The organism is Amycolatopsis sp. cg13, assembly GCF_041346965.1.
GTDB lineage: Bacteria > Actinomycetota > Actinomycetes > Mycobacteriales > Pseudonocardiaceae > Amycolatopsis.
The window spans coordinates 1335620-1353078 of record NZ_CP166848.1 but is presented as its reverse complement, the minus strand read 5'-3'; the positions used below and the strand labels follow the sequence as shown (position 1 = coordinate 1353078).

The window sequence follows — 17459 nt, the reverse complement described above, 5'->3', positions numbered from 1 at the left end:
GGACCGGCTAGGTCTCGGCCCGGTTGGGGGAGGCCCGTCAGACCGTTTCGCCGTCCCACGCTGCCGCGGTGACGCCGCGCGCGCGGACTTGGTCCTTGTTCACGCGCTGGGTCGGCGTCTTCGGCAGCTCGTCCACGATCTCGATGAAGCGCGGGACGGCGTGCTTGGGAAGGTCGGCGGCGAGGAAGTCGCGCAGCGCCGCCGGATCGCACCGCCGGCCTTCCTGCTCGACGACCAGAAGAGCGACGTCCTCCTCGCCGAGGTCCGAGGGCACTCCGATCGCCGCTGCTTCGCGCACGTTCTCGTGCTTGTTGGCGGCGCATTCGACCTCCCAAGCCGACACGTTCTCGCCGCGTCGGCGGATGGAGTCCTTGAGCCGTCCGATGTAGTAGAGGAAGCCGTCCTCGTCCGCGCGCATCCGGTCGCCGGTGTGGAACCACAGGTTCCGCCAGGCGGCGACCGTCGCCTCCGGCTTGTTCCAATAGCCGGCCATGACGGTGTGCGGCTCCCTCGGCCGCAGGATCAGCTCGCCGATCTCGCCGGGAGGCACGGGCCGGTCCTGATCGTCGACCAGCCGGACCTCCAGCTCGGGCGTCGGCAGTCCCACCGAGCCGACGCGGTGGCGCTCCGGCGTGTTCTGGGTGATGCACAGCGCCTCGGTCATGCCGTACATCTCGATCAGCCGGACGCCGAACCGTTCCTCGAACGCGTTCTGGAGCGCTGCGGGCGCTCCGCCGCCGGTCCCGATCACGGCCGGATGGTCGCGGTCGGCGTCGCTGGGCTCGGCGGAGTACAGCATCGACAGCATCGTGCCGAGGTAAGCGAAGTACGACGCGTCGGCGGCGCGCACCTCGTCCCAGAACCGGCTCACGCTGAACCGCTTGCCGAGAGCCAGCCGTCCGCCGCTGAGCAGGGCCGCGAGGATGTACGACCGCGCGTCGGAGTGGAACAGCGGCTCCGGCGTGTACGCCGTCTGCCCCGCCCGCATGCCGAGGCCTTCCGCGCCGCGGCGGGCCCAGGTGATCTGGTAGGCGTGGGGAAGCAGCACGCCCTTGGACGGGCCTGTCGTGCCGGACGTGTAGATCATCGTCGCGATGTCGCTCTCCAGCGGCGGCACGACCACGCCGTCGCGGCCCAGCTCCCGAAGCTCGTCGAAGGTCAGGTGCCGGGTGCCGGGCCCGAACGGCAGTTCGCCGTCGTCCGGGTCGATCAGGATCGCGAACTCCGGGGGCTCCGGAACGACCGCGGCGACCGCGCGCAGATAGGCGGGAAGCCCGATGACCACCCGCGGGCCGCAGTCGCGGACGAGATACTCCAGGAACGCGCCGCGCGCTTCCGGGTTGACCGGGACGTCGATCAACCCGGCACAGTCGACCCCGAGCCAGGCGACCACCGTCTCGAGGCGGTTGTCCGACACGATCAGGCCGCGGTCGCCCCGGTCGAGACCGAGCGCGCGCAGACCGGCGGCGACCGCCGTGACCGACTCGAACAGATCCGCTCGCGAGCACTCCTCGCCGTCGATCAGCAGAACCGGAGCGTCCGGGGCCTGCTCGGCCTGCTCCTTCAGCACGGCGAAAACGGTGGCTTCACCCACAGCGGAATTTCCTTCCCAGCGATGTTTCTCGGCGGTGCGCGGCGCATCGGCCCGGACGGCAGCAAACCGCGCGAATCGCGCGGAGGCGTGTGCTGCCGCCCAAGCGGTGCCCGGCTGGGGGAGCACCGTGCCATCCCCCAGCCGGGCCCAGTGTCGTCGGGTCGGCCCCTCGCCGCTGGCGCCGCCAGCACGATCGTCCGGTGCAGAGGGACAAAAACGTGCGTGAACAGCAGTGTGAAGTCGTTGTCATCGGTGCCGGTGCGGCCGGGTTGGTAGCCGGATCGACACTGGCCGAATCGACGGACGTCGTCGTGCTCGAATCCGCGAACCGGCCCGGCGGTCGCGTGGAATCCGTCCGGCACGGGGACTACTGGCTCAACATCGGGACCCAGTTCACCGAGGGCGCCGGGCCGTTGTTCGAGGTGATGGACCGCTACCGGATCGAGCGGGGCTCGCTCGCCGGACGGAAGGCGGCGCTGTACCTCAAAGGCCGCATGGTGACCACGGACAGCCCGCCGCTGCTTCTCCTGCGCTCTCGGATGCCGTTGGCCGCCAAAGTGGAGCTTGCGCGGGTCGGCTTGCGCATCAAGTACGCCTACGCCCGGCTCTTCGGGAAGAACGCCGAGGCCGCCCGTGCGATGCGGGCTCGCCTCGAAGCTCGAACCGGCGCGGAGGCACTGATGGCGGGCGTCCGGTCACGCGAGATGGTCGCGCTCTTCAAAGCCTGGTCCGGGCAATGGATCGGCTGCGAGCCGGAGGAAACCGCGGCGACCCAGCTCGCGATCTCCATCGGAACGGCGTTGGAGAAGGCGGCGAAAGTGCCGAACTTCGCGCTGCCTGTCGGCGGGAATCAGACCTTCACTGACGCGCTCGCGGAAGACCTCGGCGACCGGCTGCGACTCGGGGCCGAGGTACGGAAGCTCACCTGGACAGACAGCAATGTGACCGTCGAGTACGCCGACGAGGACGGTGCGGTGCGGTTGACGGCGAAGCGCGCGATCGTGGCGACTCCGGCCGACTGCGCCCTCGCGGTGATGCCCGACTTGCCGGACGCATACCGCACAGCGTTGTCCGACATCGAGTACGGCCGGTATGTCCTCGCCGGTGTCTTCACCAAGGAGCAGGGCGCGCAGCGCTGGGACGACTACTACGGCATCTCGACGCCGGAGTTGTCCTTCCAGATGGTGTTCAATCACGCGGCTCCGCAGCGCGTCGAAGGTCCGCGCAAGCCGGGCGGTGCGCTGGTTCTGCTGTCCGGAGGTGCCGCCGCGGATGAGCTGTCCCGGCTCTCGGACGAGGAAATCGAGGACGTGTTCCTCCGCGACCTGATCCGGTTGTTCCCGGAACTCGACGGCGAGATCGACCGCGTGGTGGTCAAGCGGCAGCCGCGGGTGGTCTCCTACTGGAAGCCGGGCAAGCGGGACGCGTCGCAGAAAACCCTGCGCGTGCCGGTCGGTCCGATCTGGTTCGCGGGCGACTACCTCGGCGATCCCTCGCTGGCGGCCGCGGCGGCGTCGGGGCAGCGCGCGGCCCGGAAAACCTTGCAGACCCTGGAATCGTGAAACAGGAAGACCGCCGCGGCCCGGTGCCTCGGCGGTCTTCCTTGTCGTGCCGGGTTCAGAGACCCATGTCGTGGGCGATGATCAGCTTCATCACCTCGGACGTGCCGCCGTAGAGCCGGTTGACCCGGCTGTCCGCGTAGAGACGGGCGATCGGGTATTCGTTGATATAGCCGTAACCGCCGTGCAATTGCAGGCAGCGATCGATCACGCGATCGGCGACCTCCGTGCAGAACAGCTTGGCCGAAGCCGCCTCCGCCGGGGTCAGTTCGCCCGCGTCGAGCGCTTCCAGCGCGCGGTCGGTGACCGCTTCCGCCGCGTCCACCTCTGCCTTGCAGGCGGCCAGCTCGAACTTCGTGTTCTGGAACGTCGCGACGGGTTTGCCGAAGACCTTCCGGTCCGCGGTGTAGGCCTGGGCGAGCGCGACGGCAGCCTTCGCCTGGGCGTACGCGCCGTGCGCGATTCCCCAGCGTTCCGAGGCGAGATTGTGGCCGAGGTAGGAGAATCCCTTGTCCTCCTCGCCGAGGAGGTCCTCGGCGGGCACCCGGACGTCGGTGAACGCGAGTTCGGCGGTGTCGGAAGTGCGCAGCCCCAGCTTGTCGAGTTTGCGCCCGACCTGGTAGCCGGGCAGCGAGGTGTCGACGGCGAACAGGGAGAGACCGAACCGGCGGTCGTCCTCGCGGGGCGGGCTGGTGCGGGCGGCGACGATCACCCGGTCGGCGTTGACGCCGCCGGTGATGAACGTCTTGGCCCCGTTGAGGACGTAATGCGTGCCGTCGGCGGAGAGCTTGGCGGTGGTGCGGATGCCGCTCAGGTCGGAGCCGGTGCCGGGCTCGGTCATGGCGAGCGCCCACATCTGCTCGCCGGTGACGAACCCGGGGAGGTACCGCTGAAGCTGTTCGTCGGTGCCGAGCAGCTTCAGGTACGGAAGGGCCAGCAGGACATGGCAGCTGGAGCCGCCGAGCAGGACCCCGACCCGGGCGATCTCCTCGTATTCGATCGCGGTGAACTTGTGCGTCGTCAGTCCGGCTCCGCCGTACTCCTCCGGCACCGAGATGCCGAACAGGCCGAGTTCGCCCAGGTCCCGGTACAGCTGGCGGGGAACTCCGCCGGCGGTGAACCACTCGTCGTAATGCGGGACGACTTCCGCTTGCAGGAAGGCTCTCAGCGTCTTGCGGAAGGACTCATGGTCTTCGTCAAACACAGTGCGGTGCATGGAACCTCAGCTTGTTCGGGGGAGTGCGGCGCGTCCGGGAATCTAGGCAGCCGTCCCGGCGGCCTCGCGGGCGTCGCGCGTGCTCGTGCCCGGGTGGGGGATGAGCGGGCTTGCTCCGGGGGCCGGGACACCCCCGGTCGGGCATTCTTTGCCCGACCGGCGAGGGTGCCCGCCGGGAACGCTCCACACTTCCGGCCAGGTCCGCCGGAACGCAAGGAGAGCACATCATGGCGCTGACGCTCACGATCGACCTCGACGGATGCACGGGCTGTGCTTGCTGCATGATGGAATGCCCGGATCTCTTCGACATCGACGACGAATCCGGCCAGGCCGTCCTCCTGGAGCCGCACCCGTCCGAGGACCGTCTCGAGGAGGCTGAACGCGCGGTGCGGTCGTGCCCCGAGGGCGTCATCACGTTGGAGAAGGGCTGACGGCGATGGACCGCATCGTCGTGGTCGGCGGCTCGGTCGCGGCGGTGAACGCCGCCGACGGGCTCCGGCGCGCGGGGCACGAGGGCGAGATCACGCTGGTCAGCGCCGAGAACGTGCTGCCGTATGACCGTCCTCCGCTGTCCAAGGACGCGTTGCGGGAGGGACAGCAGCACGCGGCCCTGCTGATCAAAGAGCCTGGCTGGTATGAGGAGAACGCCGTCGACGTCTCGCTCGGCGCGGCGGCGGTCGGGCTCGACGCCGCCGGGAAAACGGTGTTTCTCAAGGGCGGCCGGGAGTTGTCTTACGACGGCTTGGTCGTCGCCACCGGATCCCGGACCCGGCCGCTGCCGGTTCTCGAAGGGGTGCCGGGCGTCCACGAGGTGCGGTCGCTGTCGGATTCGCTGAGCCTGCACGAACATCTGCTGCCGGGCCGTCATCTGGTGGTGATCGGCGCTGGCTTCATCGGGCTGGAGGTCGCCGCCACCGCGCGGAAGATGGGCCTGGACGTCTCGGTCGTGGAGATCGCGCCGGTCCCGCTCACCCGGGTTCTCGGCGCGGAACTCGGCCGCTGGTTCCAGGAGCACCACGTCGGGCACGGGGTGAACCTGTACTGCGGCAACGAAATCGAGCGGGTCGAGCGCACGCCGAACGGAAGCCGGGTCCATTTGGCCGACGGCACGGTGCTGGTTGCCGACCTCATCGTCGCGGGTGTCGGCGTCCAGCCGGCGACTGACTGGCTCGACGGCAGCGGCGTCGAAACCGCGAACGGCGTGGTCTGCGACGAGATGCTGCGGACGACGGCGCCGGACGTGGTGGCGGCCGGCGACCTCGTGCACTGGCCGAACCGGCTGTTCGGCGAGACGATGCGCGTCGAGCAGTGGCTGAATGCCGTCGAGCAGGGCGTGCACGCGGCGCGGACGCTGCTCGGCGAGAGCGAGCCGTTCGCCCCGGTTCCGTACTTCTGGTCGGACCAGTTCGAGGCCAAGGTCAAGTTCGTCGGCCACGTCAGCGGTGACGACCAGGTCAAAATCACGAAGGCGGACGAGAAGTCGCTCGTCGCGCTGTTCGGGCGGGGCGATCGGCTTCGCGGGGTGCTCTGCGTCAACGCGCCGCGTCAGCTGGCACTCGGCAAGCGGGCCATCCTCGACGGGGTGTCCTGGGCGGACGCCGTCGCCGGGAGCTGACGCGGAGGAACGGAATGACGCGAAGGGTGCGACAAGTGTCGCACCCTTCGCGTTTTTTGTGGACGGACGAATGAACGCAGCCCCGGCGTCCCCCAACGGGGCACGGTTGCCGTCGCACCGGCGGCTCCGGGACGCACCGCTCCTACTATCGCGGCCTCACCGGCGTCGACGGACCTGGAGAACCGATGGCCACGGACGGAATTCCGGAAGACCTGACCCTCGCCGACTTCGGCCTGTGGAAGGACGGACCGCCGCACGGCGTCTTCCGCGACCTCCGGGCGAAGTGCCCGGTGCACTGGTCGCCGGGCATCCCGGTGCTGCCGGAGGAAGAGGGCTTCTGGTCGTTGACCAAGGCCGAGGACGTCGCCGCGGCGAGCCGGGACTGGAAGACGTTCTCCTCGGAACGCTGGGGCATCGACATCACCAACCACCAGATCCCGCTGGAGTTCGCGCGCGCCGAGTTCATCGGCATGGACCCGCCGAAGCACGACCGGATCAAGCAGCTGTTCCTCAAGGGTTTCACCGCGGAGAAGATCGCCGAGCACGAGGGGTGGGTCCGCGAGATCGTCGTCTCCGTGCTCGACCGGCTCGACGGTCAGGAGACCTGCGACCTGGTCACCGCTGTCTCCCGGCCGATCGTGGCGCGGGTGATCCACCGCCTCCTCGGAATCCCGGAGGAGGAGGACGTCAAGTGGGCCGGCTACATGAAGCGGTACATGGGGCGGGACGATCCGGACCTGAACCCCGGCGGGATCGACGCGTACGTCAACGAGCTTCTGCCGACGCTGATGGCAGAGGTCACCGAGATGATCGAGGCGCGCCGGGCGCACCCGACCGACGACCTGATCAGCATTCTCGTTCACGCGGAGATCGACGGCCAGACGCTCTCGGCCGAAGAGATCATGTACGGCACGCTGCTGCTCATCGGGGCCGGCAACGACAGCACGATGGCGACGTACGCAAGCGCGGTGAAGGCTCTCGTCGAGAACCCGGGGGAGCGCAAGAAGGTGCTGGACGATCCGTCTCTGGTTCCGAGCGTTGTCGAGGAGGCGCTGCGGATGTTCCCGGCGTTCTCGATGATGCGCCGGACGGCGACGAAGGACATCGAGATACGCGGCCAGCTGATCAAAGAAGACGACAAGGTCGTGATGTGGTACCCGTCCTCGAACCGCGACGAGGACCGTTACGAGGACCCGGACCGCTTCGACGTCACGCGGAACCCGGAGCACCAGGCATTCGGAGCTGGCGGACGGCATTTCTGTCTCGGCAACGCGCTGGCCCGGCTGGAACTGCGGCTGATGCTCGAGGAAACGCTCAAGCGCTACCCGGAGATGGAAATCGTCGGCGATGCGCCGCACGCCGAGTCGTTCTTCGTCAACCAGGTCAAGGCATTGCCGGTCCGGCTCGGCCCGCGCGCCGGGTGACCGGCCACGGCCCCGCCGTCGCCCTTCTCGCGGAGGGAGACGACGGGGCCGTTTCAGGTCCGGTCTGCGCGGATCGTCAGCCCGCGGTCCGGATGAGCTTGCGGTTGACGAACTCTTCCGCGCCGAGCCGTCCGAGTTCGCGGCCGAACCCGGACAGCTTCACGCCGCCGAACGGCAGGCCGGGTTCCTCGGCTCCGACGATATTGACGTAAACCATGCCGGCTTCGAGCTGGTCCGCGACCCGCTGCGCCTGCTCCGGATCGGTGCTGAACACATAGGAGCCGAGCCCGAACGGAGTGTCGTTCGCGACCGCGATCGCTTCCTCCTCCGAGCGCACGCGGTACACATTCGCGAAGGGCCCGAAGAACTCCTCTTTGCCCGCCTCGTTGCCGGGATCGATGTCGACCAGCACGGTCGGGTCGAAGAAGGCCCCGTTCCGGGTGCCGCCCAGCGCGACCCGCGCCCCGCCGTCGACCGCGCGGCGCAGCTGATCCTCGAGCCCCTCCGCGGCAGCGACCGAAGACACCGGGCCCAGCACGGTGTCTTCGGCGGTGGGGGAGCCGGGGCTGAGCTGGGCCAGTTTGGCGGTGACCTTCGCGAGGAACGCGTCGTAGAGATCGTCCATGACGATCCAGCGCTTCGCACCGTTGCACGCTTGGCCGGCGTTGTCGTAGAACCGGGCGCCCAGCGCGGATTCCACGGCGGTGTCGAGATCGTCGGTGCTCAGCAGGAGGAACGGGTCCGAGCCGCCGAGTTCGAGGACCGCCTTCTTGAGGTGCCGGCCGGCGGTCGCCGCGACGTGCGCGCCGGCCTTTTCCGAACCGGTGACCGACACTCCGGCGACCCGGGGGTCGGCGATGATCGAGTCGATCTGGGCGTAGGTGGCGTAGACGTTCTCGTAGGCGCCGGCCGGGAAGCCCGCGTCCAGCAGCAGCTGTTCGATCGCGGCCGCCGACTCGGGGCACTGGGACGCGTGCTTGAGGAGGATTGTGTTGCCTGCCATCAGGTTCGGCGCGGCGAAGCGGGCGACTTGGTAGTAAGGGTAGTTCCACGGCATGACGCCGAGCAGAATGCCGACGGGCTGCCGCCGGATCACCGCGGCGCCTTCGCCCCACTGAAGCGGGACCGGCTCGTCGGCGAGGAATTCCGCGGCGTGCTCGGCGTAGTACTCGAAGATGGCTGCCGCGAAGTCGACTTCCAGGACGCCTTGGTTGGTCGGCTTGCCCATTTCCCGGCTGATGATGAGCGCCAGCTCGTCCCGGCGCTCGGCGAACAGCGCGGCCGCTTTGCCGAGCAGCGCCGCGCGATCGGAGACCGACGACGAACGCCCCCACTGGCGGTAGGCGGACTCGGCGCGGTCGAGCTTCGCGGCCAGCTCGCCGTCCGTCAGCGCGGCGTACTCCTTGAGGGTCTTCCCGCTGGTGGGGTCGACAACGGCGTAGGTGCTCACGTCATCCTTCTTTCTCGATCGCCGGGCGCGTGGCGTCCACCCTGAGCGACCTGGTGCGACGCGGAGGTTTCGAGTCGCCAAGGACTGCCTGGCCGGGGGATGCGCGCACGGGCTGTCATCCGTGTCGGGGCGCTCCTCCGACGAGGCGCAGCGCCAGGTCGGCATACCGGTCCGCGATCTGTGCCGGGGTCCAGCGGCCGCCGTCGCGGTACCAGCGCACGAGATCGATGCCGAGCGAAAGGACAGCGGCGGCGGCCAGTTCGACGTCGGGTACGTCGAATGCTTCGTCCCGCACGCCGCGGGCGACGATCCGGCGTATCTCTTCGTCGATCGCGCGGCGGATGCCGCGGATCTCCGCGAGGTGCTCGGGAGCGAGAGCGGCGAGTTCGTAGTTGACGATGCGCGCGCCGGTCGGGCTGCTTGCGTGGTGCAGGGCGAAATCGTGCATCGCCCGGTGCAGCGCTTCGGCCGGATCGACGGTGGTCGCGATCGCCGCCCGGACGAGGCGGAGCGTGGTTTCGTGCCCGTCCTTCGAAATCTGGTAAAGCAGTTCTTCCTTCGATTTGTGGTGCACGTAGAGCACTGCCGGGCTCTTTCCGGCCGCAGCGGCGATGTCGCGCGTCGTGGTGCCGTGAAAACCCTTGTCGGCGAATGCTTTCACCGCTGCTTCGTGGAGGAGGGAACGAGTGTCTGAGGGGTGCTCTGGAGTGTCCGGCACGGGTGGTCCTCTCGTCGGGGCCGCCGGGGCATCCCCCAGCCGGGTGCGACGTCGTGGATGTGCCGCGGGATGCGCGGCGGTGCGGCCTAGCTTGGCATAAGCGAGCGCTTAGTCAACCCAGGAGAGCACATGCCCGAAGCTGTCATCGTCGCCACCGCCCGTTCCCCGATCGGCCGAGCGGGAAAGGGGTCGCTCAAGGAGATCCGGCCGGACGACCTCGCGGCCCAGATGGTGCGGGCGGTGCTCGGGAAGGTGCCCGAGCTGGATCCCCGCGAGATCGGCGACCTGATTCTGGGCTGCGGGCAGCCGGCCGGCGAGTCCGGCAACAACCTGGGCCGGGCGGTCACTGTGCTGTCCGGATTGGACCATCTTCCCGGGGTGACCGTAAACCGTTACTGCTCAAGCAGTCTGCAGACCACCCGGATGGCCTTTCACGCGATCAAGTCCGGGGAAGGCGACGCCTATCTCTCCGCCGGGGTGGAGACGGTCAGCCGCTACGTCAACGGGACGGCCGACATCGCCGACGCGCAGCACCCGGCATTCGCCGATGCCCAGGCGCGCACGGAGAAGCGCGCTGAAGGCGACGCGGAAGCGTGGACCGACCCGCGCGAGTCCGGGCAGCTGCCGGACCTGTACATCGCGATGGGACAGACCGCCGAGAACGTCGCCCAGGTGCTCGGCATGTCGCGCGAGGAGCAGGATGCCTTCGGCGTCCGCAGCCAAAACCTGGCTGTACAGCGGATCGACGAAGGCTTCTGGGCTCGGGAGATCACGCCGGTCACGACGCCGGACGGCACGGTCGTGACGGCCGACGACGGCCCGCGGCGGGGTACGACTCTCGAAGGCGTCAGCCAGCTCAAGCCGGTGTTCCGTCCGGACGGTACGGTGACAGCCGGGAACGCGTGTCCGCTCAACGACGGTGCGGCCGCGTTGGTGGTCATGAGCGACACCCGTGCGAAGGAACTCGGGCTGACGCCGCTGGCGCGGATCGTCTCCACCGCGGTCACCGCGCTCTCGCCGGAGATCATGGGGCTCGGCCCGGTTGAGGCGATCCCGGCGGCGCTGAAGAACGCCGGTCTGGCGCTTAGCGACATCGATCTGGTCGAGATCAACGAAGCGTTCGCCGTGCAGTCGCTCGGCTCCGCGCAGCAGTTGGGCATCCCGCTGGAGAAGCTGAACGTGAACGGCGGCGCGATCGCCGTCGGCCATCCGTTCGGGATGACCGGAGCCCGGATCACCGCGACCCTGATCAACTCCCTGCAGTGGCACGACAAGCAGTTCGGTGTCGAGTCGATGTGCGTCGGCGGCGGCATGGGCATGGCGATGGTGCTGGAGCGGCTGTCGTGACCGGCCGGTTCGCCGGCAAGACCGCGATCGTCACCGGTGCCAGCCGCGGCATCGGGTTCGCTGTCGCCGAACGCCTGGTCGCCGACGGCGCGCGCGTGGTCATCACCGCCCGCAAGCAGGAGGCGCTGGACGAAGCGGTCGCCCGCCTCGGCGGCCCGGAAACGGCGCTGGCGGTCGCGGGCAAGGCGGACGACGCCGAGCATGAGGCGGACACGGTCCGGCAGGCGATCGACACCTTCGGCGGCGTCGATTTCCTGGTGAACAACACCGGGATCAACCCAGCCTATGGACCGCTGGTGGATCTCGACCTCGGGGTGGCGCGGAAGGTCGTCGAAGTCAACTGCGTCGCCGCGGTTTCTTGGGTACAGAACGTGTACCGCGCCTGGATGCGCGAACACGGCGGCGCGATCGTCAACGTCTCGTCGCTCTCCAGCGTCCGGACGGCCCCGAACATCGGCTTTTACGGGGCCACCAAAGCGATGCTGAATTCCCTGACGGAACTGCTCGCGGTGGAACTCGGGCCCGGCATTCGCGTCAACGGGGTCGCTCCCGCGGTCGTGAAGACGAAGTTCGCCAGCGCGCTCTACGAAGGACGCGAGGAGCAAGCCGCGCAGGCCTATCCGTTGAAACGGCTCGGCGACACCGAAGACATCGGCGGAGCGGTCGCGTTCCTGCTCTCGCCGGACGCTGCCTGGATGACCGGGCAGACCGTCGTCATCGACGGCGGTGTCAGCCTCACCGCGGGCGAATGACCAACACCATCGACAGGAGTCATGCATGAGCACCACCCGTCGTACCGCCATCGTCACCGGCGCAGCCCGAGGCATCGGCGCGGGTGTCGCCGAACGCCTTGCGGCAGACGGATTCGCGGTCGCCGTACTAGACCTGGACGAGGCGGCGTGCGCGGCCGTAGTCGACCGGATCTCCGAAGCAGGCGGTACCGCGCTCGCCGTCGGGGTCGACGTCTCCGACGAGGAAGCGGTCGAGGCCGCCGTCGCCCGGGTCGCGGCCGAACTCGGCGACCCGGCCGTGCTGGTCAACAACGCCGGGATCCTCCGCGACAACCTGCTGTTCAAGATGACGGCCGCGGACTGGGACGCCGTGATGGGCGTGCACCTGCGCGGGTCCTTCCTGATGAGCCGAGCGGTCCAAGGGTTCATGACGAAGGCCGGCTGGGGACGCATCGTGAACCTGTCCAGCACTTCGGCGCTCGGCAACCGCGGCCAGGCCAACTACGCGGCGGCCAAGGCGGGCTTGCAGGGCTTCACCAAGACCCTCGCCCTGGAACTGGGCAAGTTCGGCGTCACCGCGAACGCGATCGCGCCCGGCTTCATCGAGACGGAGATGACCAAGGCCACCGCTGAGCGGATGGGCGTCTCCTTCGACGACTTCCGGACAGCCGTGGTCAAGGACATCCCGGTCGCCCGCGGCGGTCTGCCCGCCGACGTCGCGCACGCAGCCTCGTTCTTCGCCAGCGAAGGCGCCGGGTTCGTCTCCGGCCAGGTGCTCTACGTGGCAGGCGGGCCGAAGGCATGAAGACTTTCAACGGAGTCGCGGACCTCGAACAGGCAGTCGGGACTCATCTCGGGTACTCGGAGTGGCACTCGATCACCCAGGAACAGATCGACGCCTTCGCCGGGGCGACCGGGGACCAGCAGTGGATCCACGTCGACCCGGAGCGGGCGGCGTCCGGCCCGTTCGGCACGACGATCGCGCACGGATTCCTCACGCTCAGCCTCGTTTCGATGCTGAGCTGGCAGGTCTACCGGATCGAGGGCGTGTCGGCCGGGCTCAACTACGGGGCCGACCGGCTGCGCTTTCCCTCGCCGGTTCCGGTCGGCTCCCGGGTGCGGGCGGGGGTCGAACTGCTCGGCGTCGCCCCGAAGACGATGGGCTACCAGGTGACGAGCCGGGTGACCGTCGAGCGCGAGGACGGCGGGAAGCCGGCTTGCGTGGTCGACCTGCTCGCGGTCGTGGTGCCGTGATGAGCCAGGAGTCGTTGCCGGGCCTCGATCTCGACCGGTTGGGGGAGTGGCTGCCGAGCGCGGTCCCGGAGGCCGGTGCGGACCTGTCGGCGCGGTTGATCGCGGGCGGCAAGTCGAATCTGACCTACGAGGTGAGCGACGGCGTCCGCACCTGGATCGTTCGTCGTCCTCCGGTCGGTCACCTGCTGGCCACCGCACACGACATGGCCCGCGAATACCGCGTCATGGCCGCTCTGCAGGATTCCGCCGTGCCCGTGCCGCGCACCTTCGCACTTTGCCGCGACGAGACGGTGCTGGATGCTCCGTTCTACGTGATGGAACGGGTCGACGGGCGGCCGTATCGGTTCCGGGCGGACATCGCGCCGTTGGGTCCACAAAGGACTCGGTCGATCGCGGAGTCGTTGGTCGACACGCTGTCCGCGTTGCACGCCGTCGATCCGATCGCGGTCGGGCTGGCGGACTTCGGCCGTCCGGAGGGATTCCTCGGCCGCCAAGTGAATCGGTGGAAACGGCAGTTCGACGCTTCGCACACCCGGGACCTGCCGCGGGTCGACCAGCTGTACATCGCGCTGCTGTCCTCGGTGCCCGCCGAATCCGCGACCGGCATCGTGCACGGCGACTTCCGGCTCGACAACGTGCTCGTGGACGACCAGGACCGGCTGCGGGCGGTGATCGACTGGGAGATGGCGACGCTCGGCGACCCGCTCACCGACCTCGCGCTGATGCTCGTCTACGGCCGCCTCGGCGAGGAGGCGGCCGGGAACCAGATCGTGGATGTCGCGTCGGCTCCGGGATTTCTGTCCGAGCGCGAGATCATCGAGCGCTACGCCGCCGCGAGCGACCGCGATCTTTCCCGGTTCGGCTTCTACCTCGGCCTGGCGTCGTTCAAGCTGGCCGGCATCGTGGAGGGCATCCATTTCCGGTATGTCAACGGGCAGACCGTCGGCGACGGTTTCGCGGACGTCGGCCAGTCCGTCGAACCGCTGCTCGAACGCGGCCTCGACGCGATGAGGGAGTACCGCTGATGGAATTCCAGTACGACGCCCGCACCGAAGAACTGCGCGCCGAGCTGCTCGATTTCATGGACAGCCACGTTTATCCGGCCGAAGAGGTCTTCCCGGAGCAGCTCGCAGCGCTGCCGGACCGCTGGGCTTGGGACAGCGCACCGATTATGCGCGAGCTGCGTGCCGAAGCGCGGCGTCGAGGTCTGTGGAATCTCTTCCTGCCCGGAGAACACGGTGCGGGCCTCACCAACCTGCAGTACGCCCCGCTGGCGGAAATCACCGGACGCAGCGGGCATCTGGCACCGGCGGCGCTGAACTGCGCGGCGCCGGACACCGGCAACGCGGAAGTGCTGACCCAGTTCGGCACCGCGGAGCAGAAGGAACGCTGGCTCGAACCCTTGCTGGCGGGCGAGATCCGGTCGGCCTTCGCGATGACCGAGCCCGCGGTCGCGTCGTCGGACGCGACGAACATCGAGCTGAGCATCGTGCGCGACGGCGACGAGTACGTCCTTAACGGCCGCAAGTGGTGGATCACCGGTGCGATGAACCCGAACTGCCGGATCTTCATCGTGATGGGCAAGACCGACCCGGACGCCGAGCGGCACCGGCAGCAGTCGATGATCCTGGTCCCGCGAGACACGCCCGGTTTCTCCGTCGTGCGCGACATGCACGTGTTCGGTTATGACGACCACGAGCACGGCGGGCACGCGGAACTGGTCTTCGAGAACGTACGGGTCCCTGTCGCGAACCTGATCGCGGGCGAAGGCGAGGGATTCGGCATCGCGCAGGCCCGCCTGGGGCCGGGCCGGATCCACCATTGCATGCGGGCGATCGGCGTCGCCGAGCGGGCCGTCGAGCTGATGTGCGCCCGTGCGGCGGAACGGGTCGCGTTCGGCAAGCCGCTCGCCGAGCAAGGGGTGATCCGCGACTGGATCGCCGAGTCGCGAGTGCGGCTGGAACAGCTGCGGCTGCTCGTCCTGAAAACCGCGTGGCTGATGGACACCGTCGGCAACCGGGGCGCGCACACCGAAATCCAGGCGATCAAGATCGCGACACCCGCCACCGTGCAGTGGATCCTGGACAAAGCGATCCAGCTGCACGGCGCGGGCGGGCTGTCGCAGGACTTTCCCTTGGCCGCCGCCTATTCCGCCAACCGGACGCTGCGATTCGCCGACGGGCCGGACGAGGTGCACAAGAACGCGCTGGCGAAGGCGGAACTGCGTCGCCAAGCCGAACGGAGGCAAGCGAAATGACGCCCGACGAACTGGCTGGGAAGGTCGAGGACTTCCTTGCCTCGCACGACCCCGCGACGACCGAGCGCACGGAGTTCCTGCGAGCGCGGTTCGATGCCGGTCTGGCCTGGGTCGCCTTTCCCGAGGGGTACGGCGGGCTTGGGCTGCCGCAAGTGCTGCAGTCCGAAGTGGACCGGTTGTTCGCGGACGCGGGTGCGCCGACGAACCGGCCCGAGCGCAACGGCATCGGGCTCGGCATGGCCGCGCCGACGATCCTCAGCTACGGCACGACGGAGCAAAAGGACCGCTTCTTGCGTCCACTGTGGACCGGCGAGGAGATCTGGTGCCAGCTGTTCAGCGAGCCGGGCGCCGGGTCCGACCTGGCGAACGTCTCCACTCGCGCGGTGCGCGACGGGGACGGGTGGGTCGTCAACGGACAGAAGGTCTGGACCTCCGGCGCGCACAACGCGCGGTTCGCCATCCTGCTGGCCCGGACCGATCCGGACCAGCGCAAGCACTTCGGGCTCACGTACTTCCTGTGCGACATGACCGACCCGGGCGTCGACGTCCGCCCGTTGCGGCAGCTGACCGGCGAGGCCGAGTTCAACGAGGTCTTTCTCACCGACGTTCGGATCCCGGACAGCCAGCGGCTCGGCGCGGTCGGGGAGGGCTGGAAGGTCGCCAACGCGACGCTGAACAACGAGCGCGTCTCGATCGGCAAATCCGCCGAGCGCGAGTCCGGCATGATCGGCGTCGTCGCCTCCGCCTGGCGAGAACATCCCGGGAAGCGGACGCCCGAGCTGCACGACCGGCTGCTCAAACTGTGGGTGGAGGCGGACGTCGCGCGCGCCACCGGCGCCCGGCTGCGGCAGAAGCTCGCCCAGGGCCAGCCCGGTCCCGAGGGCTCGACGATGAAGCTGACCTTCGCCCGGCTCGCCCAGGCCCTGTCCGGCCTGGAACTCGAATTGCTCGGCGAGGACGGCCTGCGCTATTCCGATTGGACGATGGTCCGGCCGAAGCTGGTCGACTTCACCGGCCGCGACGCGGGATACCGCTATCTGCGTGCGAAGGGCAACTCGATCGAGGGCGGCACCTCGGAAATCCTGCGCAACATCGTCGCGGAGCGGGTGCTGGGCCTGCCCGGAGAACCGCGCGTCGACAAAGACGTCCCCTGGAAGGACATCCCGCGATGACCCCGGCAAGCGATCTCGACCTGCTCCCGACGGAGATCGAGGAGGACCTGCGCGCCAGCGTCCGGGACGTGCTCGCGGACCAGTGCGACCCGAACGTGGTGACGGCGCTGTACGACGGCGATCGGAAGGTCGTCGGCGGCCTGTGGAAGACCCTGTCGGCCGATCTCGGCCTGGCCGGCCTGCTGATTCCGGAGTCTCATGGCGGGCACGGCGCATCGGCGCGGGAGGCGGCGGTCGTCGCCGAGGAACTGGGCCGGGCGGCTGCGCCGACCCCCTTCCTGACGAGCGCGGTGATCGCCACGACCGTGCTGCTGGACTCCGGTTCTCCGCTGCTTGCCGAACTGGCGGCCGGAACCCGCACTGCTGCGCTGGCCGTGCCGTGGTCGACCGGTCCGTACGAGGTCCTCCCGGCCCTCTCCTCGGAAGGCGACCGCATCACCGGCACAATCACCAGCGTCGCCGGAGCGCTCGAAGCGGACTTGCTCCTGGTGCCGGTCTCGACGCCGGACAGGATCGCGGTGTGCGCGGTCGACGCGGACGCCGTCTCGAGGGAACCGGTGGTGTCGTTGGACATGACCCGGCAGCTCGCTGACCTCACGTTCGACCGTGCGCCGGGTCCGGTGGTCCTCGCCGATGCCGAGCCGGCGATACGGCACGCGCTCACGGCGGGAGCCGCGCTCCTGGCGGCCGAACAGGTCGGGGTCTCGCGGTGGTGCCTGGAGACGACGGTGTCCTACCTGAAGGTGCGGCGTCAGTTCGGCCGCGTCGTCGGTGGGTTTCAGGCGTTGAAGCATCGGCTGGCCGACCTGTACACCGAGATCGAGTCAGGGTCGGCGGCCGCCGGTTACGCCGCCGCGACCTTGGCCGCCGACGATCCGGACGTGTCGATCGCCGCGGCCGTCGCACAGTCCTACTGCGGCGACATGGCGGTGCACGCGGCGGAGGAAGCGGTTCAGCTGCACGCGGGCATCGGGATGACCTGGGAGCATCCGGCGCATCTGTATCTGAAGCGGGCCAAGGCCGATCAGCTCGCGCTGGGGTCGCCGGGTGCGCACCGAGGCACCCTCGCGCGCTTGGCAGATCTGCCTCCCGCTGCGGTTCTCCTAGCCTGACCGCTGTCTC

General features: G+C 69.0%; 16 protein-coding genes. 12 read left to right on the top strand and 4 right to left on the bottom strand.

Going from position 1 to position 17459, the window contains the following annotated elements:
* Positions 1 to 37: 37 nt before the first annotated feature.
* Positions 38 to 1594 (bottom strand): AMP-binding protein, encoded by a 1557-nt coding sequence (locus AB5I40_RS06040; protein WP_370937424.1) that lies wholly within the window; start codon positions 1592 to 1594, stop codon positions 38 to 40.
* Positions 1595 to 1812: 218 nt separating this feature from the next.
* Here AB5I40_RS06040 and AB5I40_RS06035 point away from each other — a divergent pair, with 218 nt between their 5' ends.
* Entirely contained in the window at positions 1813 to 3156 is a 1344-nt protein-coding gene (locus AB5I40_RS06035; RefSeq protein ID WP_370937423.1) for a flavin monoamine oxidase family protein, read from the top strand.
* 55 nt (positions 3157 to 3211) lie between these two features.
* Here the strand turns inward: AB5I40_RS06035 and AB5I40_RS06030 are convergent, their stop codons facing one another.
* Positions 3212 to 4369 carry an acyl-CoA dehydrogenase family protein gene (locus tag AB5I40_RS06030; RefSeq protein ID WP_370937422.1) on the bottom strand — a complete coding sequence of 386 codons (1158 nt, stop codon included), beginning with the start codon at positions 4367 to 4369 and terminating at the stop codon, positions 3212 to 3214.
* 227 nt (positions 4370 to 4596) lie between these two features.
* Here AB5I40_RS06030 and AB5I40_RS06025 point away from each other — a divergent pair, with 227 nt between their 5' ends.
* From AB5I40_RS06025 to AB5I40_RS06015, 3 genes are all read left to right on the top strand, one after another.
* Positions 4597 to 4800 carry a ferredoxin gene (locus tag AB5I40_RS06025; protein ID WP_370937421.1) on the top strand — a complete coding sequence of 68 codons (204 nt, stop codon included), beginning with the start codon at positions 4597 to 4599 and terminating at the stop codon, positions 4798 to 4800.
* 5 nt (positions 4801 to 4805) lie between these two features.
* Positions 4806 to 5984 carry an NAD(P)/FAD-dependent oxidoreductase gene (locus AB5I40_RS06020; protein WP_370937420.1) on the top strand — a complete coding sequence of 393 codons (1179 nt, stop codon included), beginning with the start codon at positions 4806 to 4808 and terminating at the stop codon, positions 5982 to 5984.
* Positions 5985 to 6169: 185 nt separating this feature from the next.
* Positions 6170 to 7408: a cytochrome P450 gene (locus AB5I40_RS06015; protein WP_370937419.1), complete on the top strand. Its 1239-nt coding sequence runs from the start codon at positions 6170 to 6172 to the stop codon at positions 7406 to 7408.
* A 76-nt stretch (positions 7409 to 7484) separates the two neighbouring features.
* Here AB5I40_RS06015 and AB5I40_RS06010 read toward each other — a convergent pair whose 3' ends face one another.
* Positions 7485 to 8858: an NAD-dependent succinate-semialdehyde dehydrogenase gene (locus tag AB5I40_RS06010; RefSeq protein WP_370937418.1), complete on the bottom strand. Its 1374-nt coding sequence runs from the start codon at positions 8856 to 8858 to the stop codon at positions 7485 to 7487.
* 115 nt (positions 8859 to 8973) lie between these two features.
* Entirely contained in the window at positions 8974 to 9519 is a 546-nt protein-coding gene (locus AB5I40_RS06005; RefSeq protein WP_370937417.1) for a TetR/AcrR family transcriptional regulator, read from the bottom strand.
* Between the two features lie 186 nt (positions 9520 to 9705).
* On the opposite strand from AB5I40_RS06005, the gene AB5I40_RS06000 reads away from it, so the two are divergent.
* The 8 genes from AB5I40_RS06000 to AB5I40_RS05965 are packed head-to-tail and all read left to right on the top strand — an operon-like array spanning position 9706 to position 17449.
* Positions 9706 to 10923, top strand: coding sequence for an acetyl-CoA C-acetyltransferase (locus tag AB5I40_RS06000; protein WP_370937416.1), 1218 nt, complete (start codon positions 9706 to 9708; stop codon positions 10921 to 10923).
* Positions 10920 to 11675 (top strand): SDR family oxidoreductase, encoded by a 756-nt coding sequence (locus tag AB5I40_RS05995; RefSeq protein ID WP_370937415.1) that lies wholly within the window; start codon positions 10920 to 10922, stop codon positions 11673 to 11675. The genes AB5I40_RS06000 and AB5I40_RS05995 overlap by 4 nt, the downstream gene beginning before the upstream one ends.
* Positions 11676 to 11700: 25 nt before the next feature.
* Positions 11701 to 12459, top strand: a complete 759-nt coding sequence (locus AB5I40_RS05990; protein WP_370937414.1) for an SDR family oxidoreductase — start codon at positions 11701 to 11703, stop codon at positions 12457 to 12459.
* Complete coding sequence (locus AB5I40_RS05985) at positions 12456 to 12908, top strand: MaoC family dehydratase (protein WP_370937413.1); 453 nt, start codon at positions 12456 to 12458, stop codon at positions 12906 to 12908. The genes AB5I40_RS05990 and AB5I40_RS05985 overlap by 4 nt, the downstream gene beginning before the upstream one ends.
* Complete coding sequence (locus tag AB5I40_RS05980; protein WP_370937412.1) at positions 12908 to 13933, top strand: phosphotransferase family protein; 1026 nt, start codon at positions 12908 to 12910, stop codon at positions 13931 to 13933. The genes AB5I40_RS05985 and AB5I40_RS05980 overlap by 1 nt, the downstream gene beginning before the upstream one ends.
* Positions 13933 to 15165: an acyl-CoA dehydrogenase family protein gene (locus AB5I40_RS05975; protein ID WP_370937411.1), complete on the top strand. Its 1233-nt coding sequence runs from the start codon at positions 13933 to 13935 to the stop codon at positions 15163 to 15165. Before AB5I40_RS05980 ends, AB5I40_RS05975 begins: the two co-directional genes overlap by 1 nt.
* Entirely contained in the window at positions 15162 to 16337 is a 1176-nt protein-coding gene (locus tag AB5I40_RS05970) for an acyl-CoA dehydrogenase family protein (RefSeq protein WP_370937410.1), read from the top strand. The genes AB5I40_RS05975 and AB5I40_RS05970 overlap by 4 nt, the downstream gene beginning before the upstream one ends.
* On the top strand, positions 16334 to 17449 hold the full coding sequence (locus AB5I40_RS05965) for an acyl-CoA dehydrogenase family protein (RefSeq protein WP_370937409.1): 1116 nt from the start codon (positions 16334 to 16336) through the stop codon (positions 17447 to 17449). The genes AB5I40_RS05970 and AB5I40_RS05965 overlap by 4 nt, the downstream gene beginning before the upstream one ends.
* Positions 17450 to 17459: the final 10 nt, after the last annotated feature.

What these genes read in the sequence shown, in the direction of transcription:
- AB5I40_RS06030 (WP_370937422.1), bottom strand. Translation starts at nt 4,369, where the DNA reads ATGCACCGCACTGTGTTTGACGAAGACCATGAGTCCTTCCGCAAGACG.
- AB5I40_RS06025 (WP_370937421.1), top strand. Translation starts at nt 4,597, where the DNA reads ATGGCGCTGACGCTCACGATCGACCTCGACGGATGCACGGGCTGTGCT.
- AB5I40_RS06020 (WP_370937420.1), top strand. Translation starts at nt 4,806, where the DNA reads ATGGACCGCATCGTCGTGGTCGGCGGCTCGGTCGCGGCGGTGAACGCC.
- AB5I40_RS06015 (WP_370937419.1), top strand. Translation starts at nt 6,170, where the DNA reads ATGGCCACGGACGGAATTCCGGAAGACCTGACCCTCGCCGACTTCGGC.
- AB5I40_RS06000 (WP_370937416.1), top strand. Translation starts at nt 9,706, where the DNA reads ATGCCCGAAGCTGTCATCGTCGCCACCGCCCGTTCCCCGATCGGCCGA.
- AB5I40_RS05990 (WP_370937414.1), top strand. Translation starts at nt 11,701, where the DNA reads ATGAGCACCACCCGTCGTACCGCCATCGTCACCGGCGCAGCCCGAGGC.
- AB5I40_RS05985 (WP_370937413.1), top strand. Translation starts at nt 12,456, where the DNA reads ATGAAGACTTTCAACGGAGTCGCGGACCTCGAACAGGCAGTCGGGACT.
- AB5I40_RS05980 (WP_370937412.1), top strand. Translation starts at nt 12,908, where the DNA reads ATGAGCCAGGAGTCGTTGCCGGGCCTCGATCTCGACCGGTTGGGGGAG.
- AB5I40_RS05975 (WP_370937411.1), top strand. Translation starts at nt 13,933, where the DNA reads ATGGAATTCCAGTACGACGCCCGCACCGAAGAACTGCGCGCCGAGCTG.
- AB5I40_RS05970 (WP_370937410.1), top strand. Translation starts at nt 15,162, where the DNA reads ATGACGCCCGACGAACTGGCTGGGAAGGTCGAGGACTTCCTTGCCTCG.
- AB5I40_RS05965 (WP_370937409.1), top strand. Translation starts at nt 16,334, where the DNA reads ATGACCCCGGCAAGCGATCTCGACCTGCTCCCGACGGAGATCGAGGAG.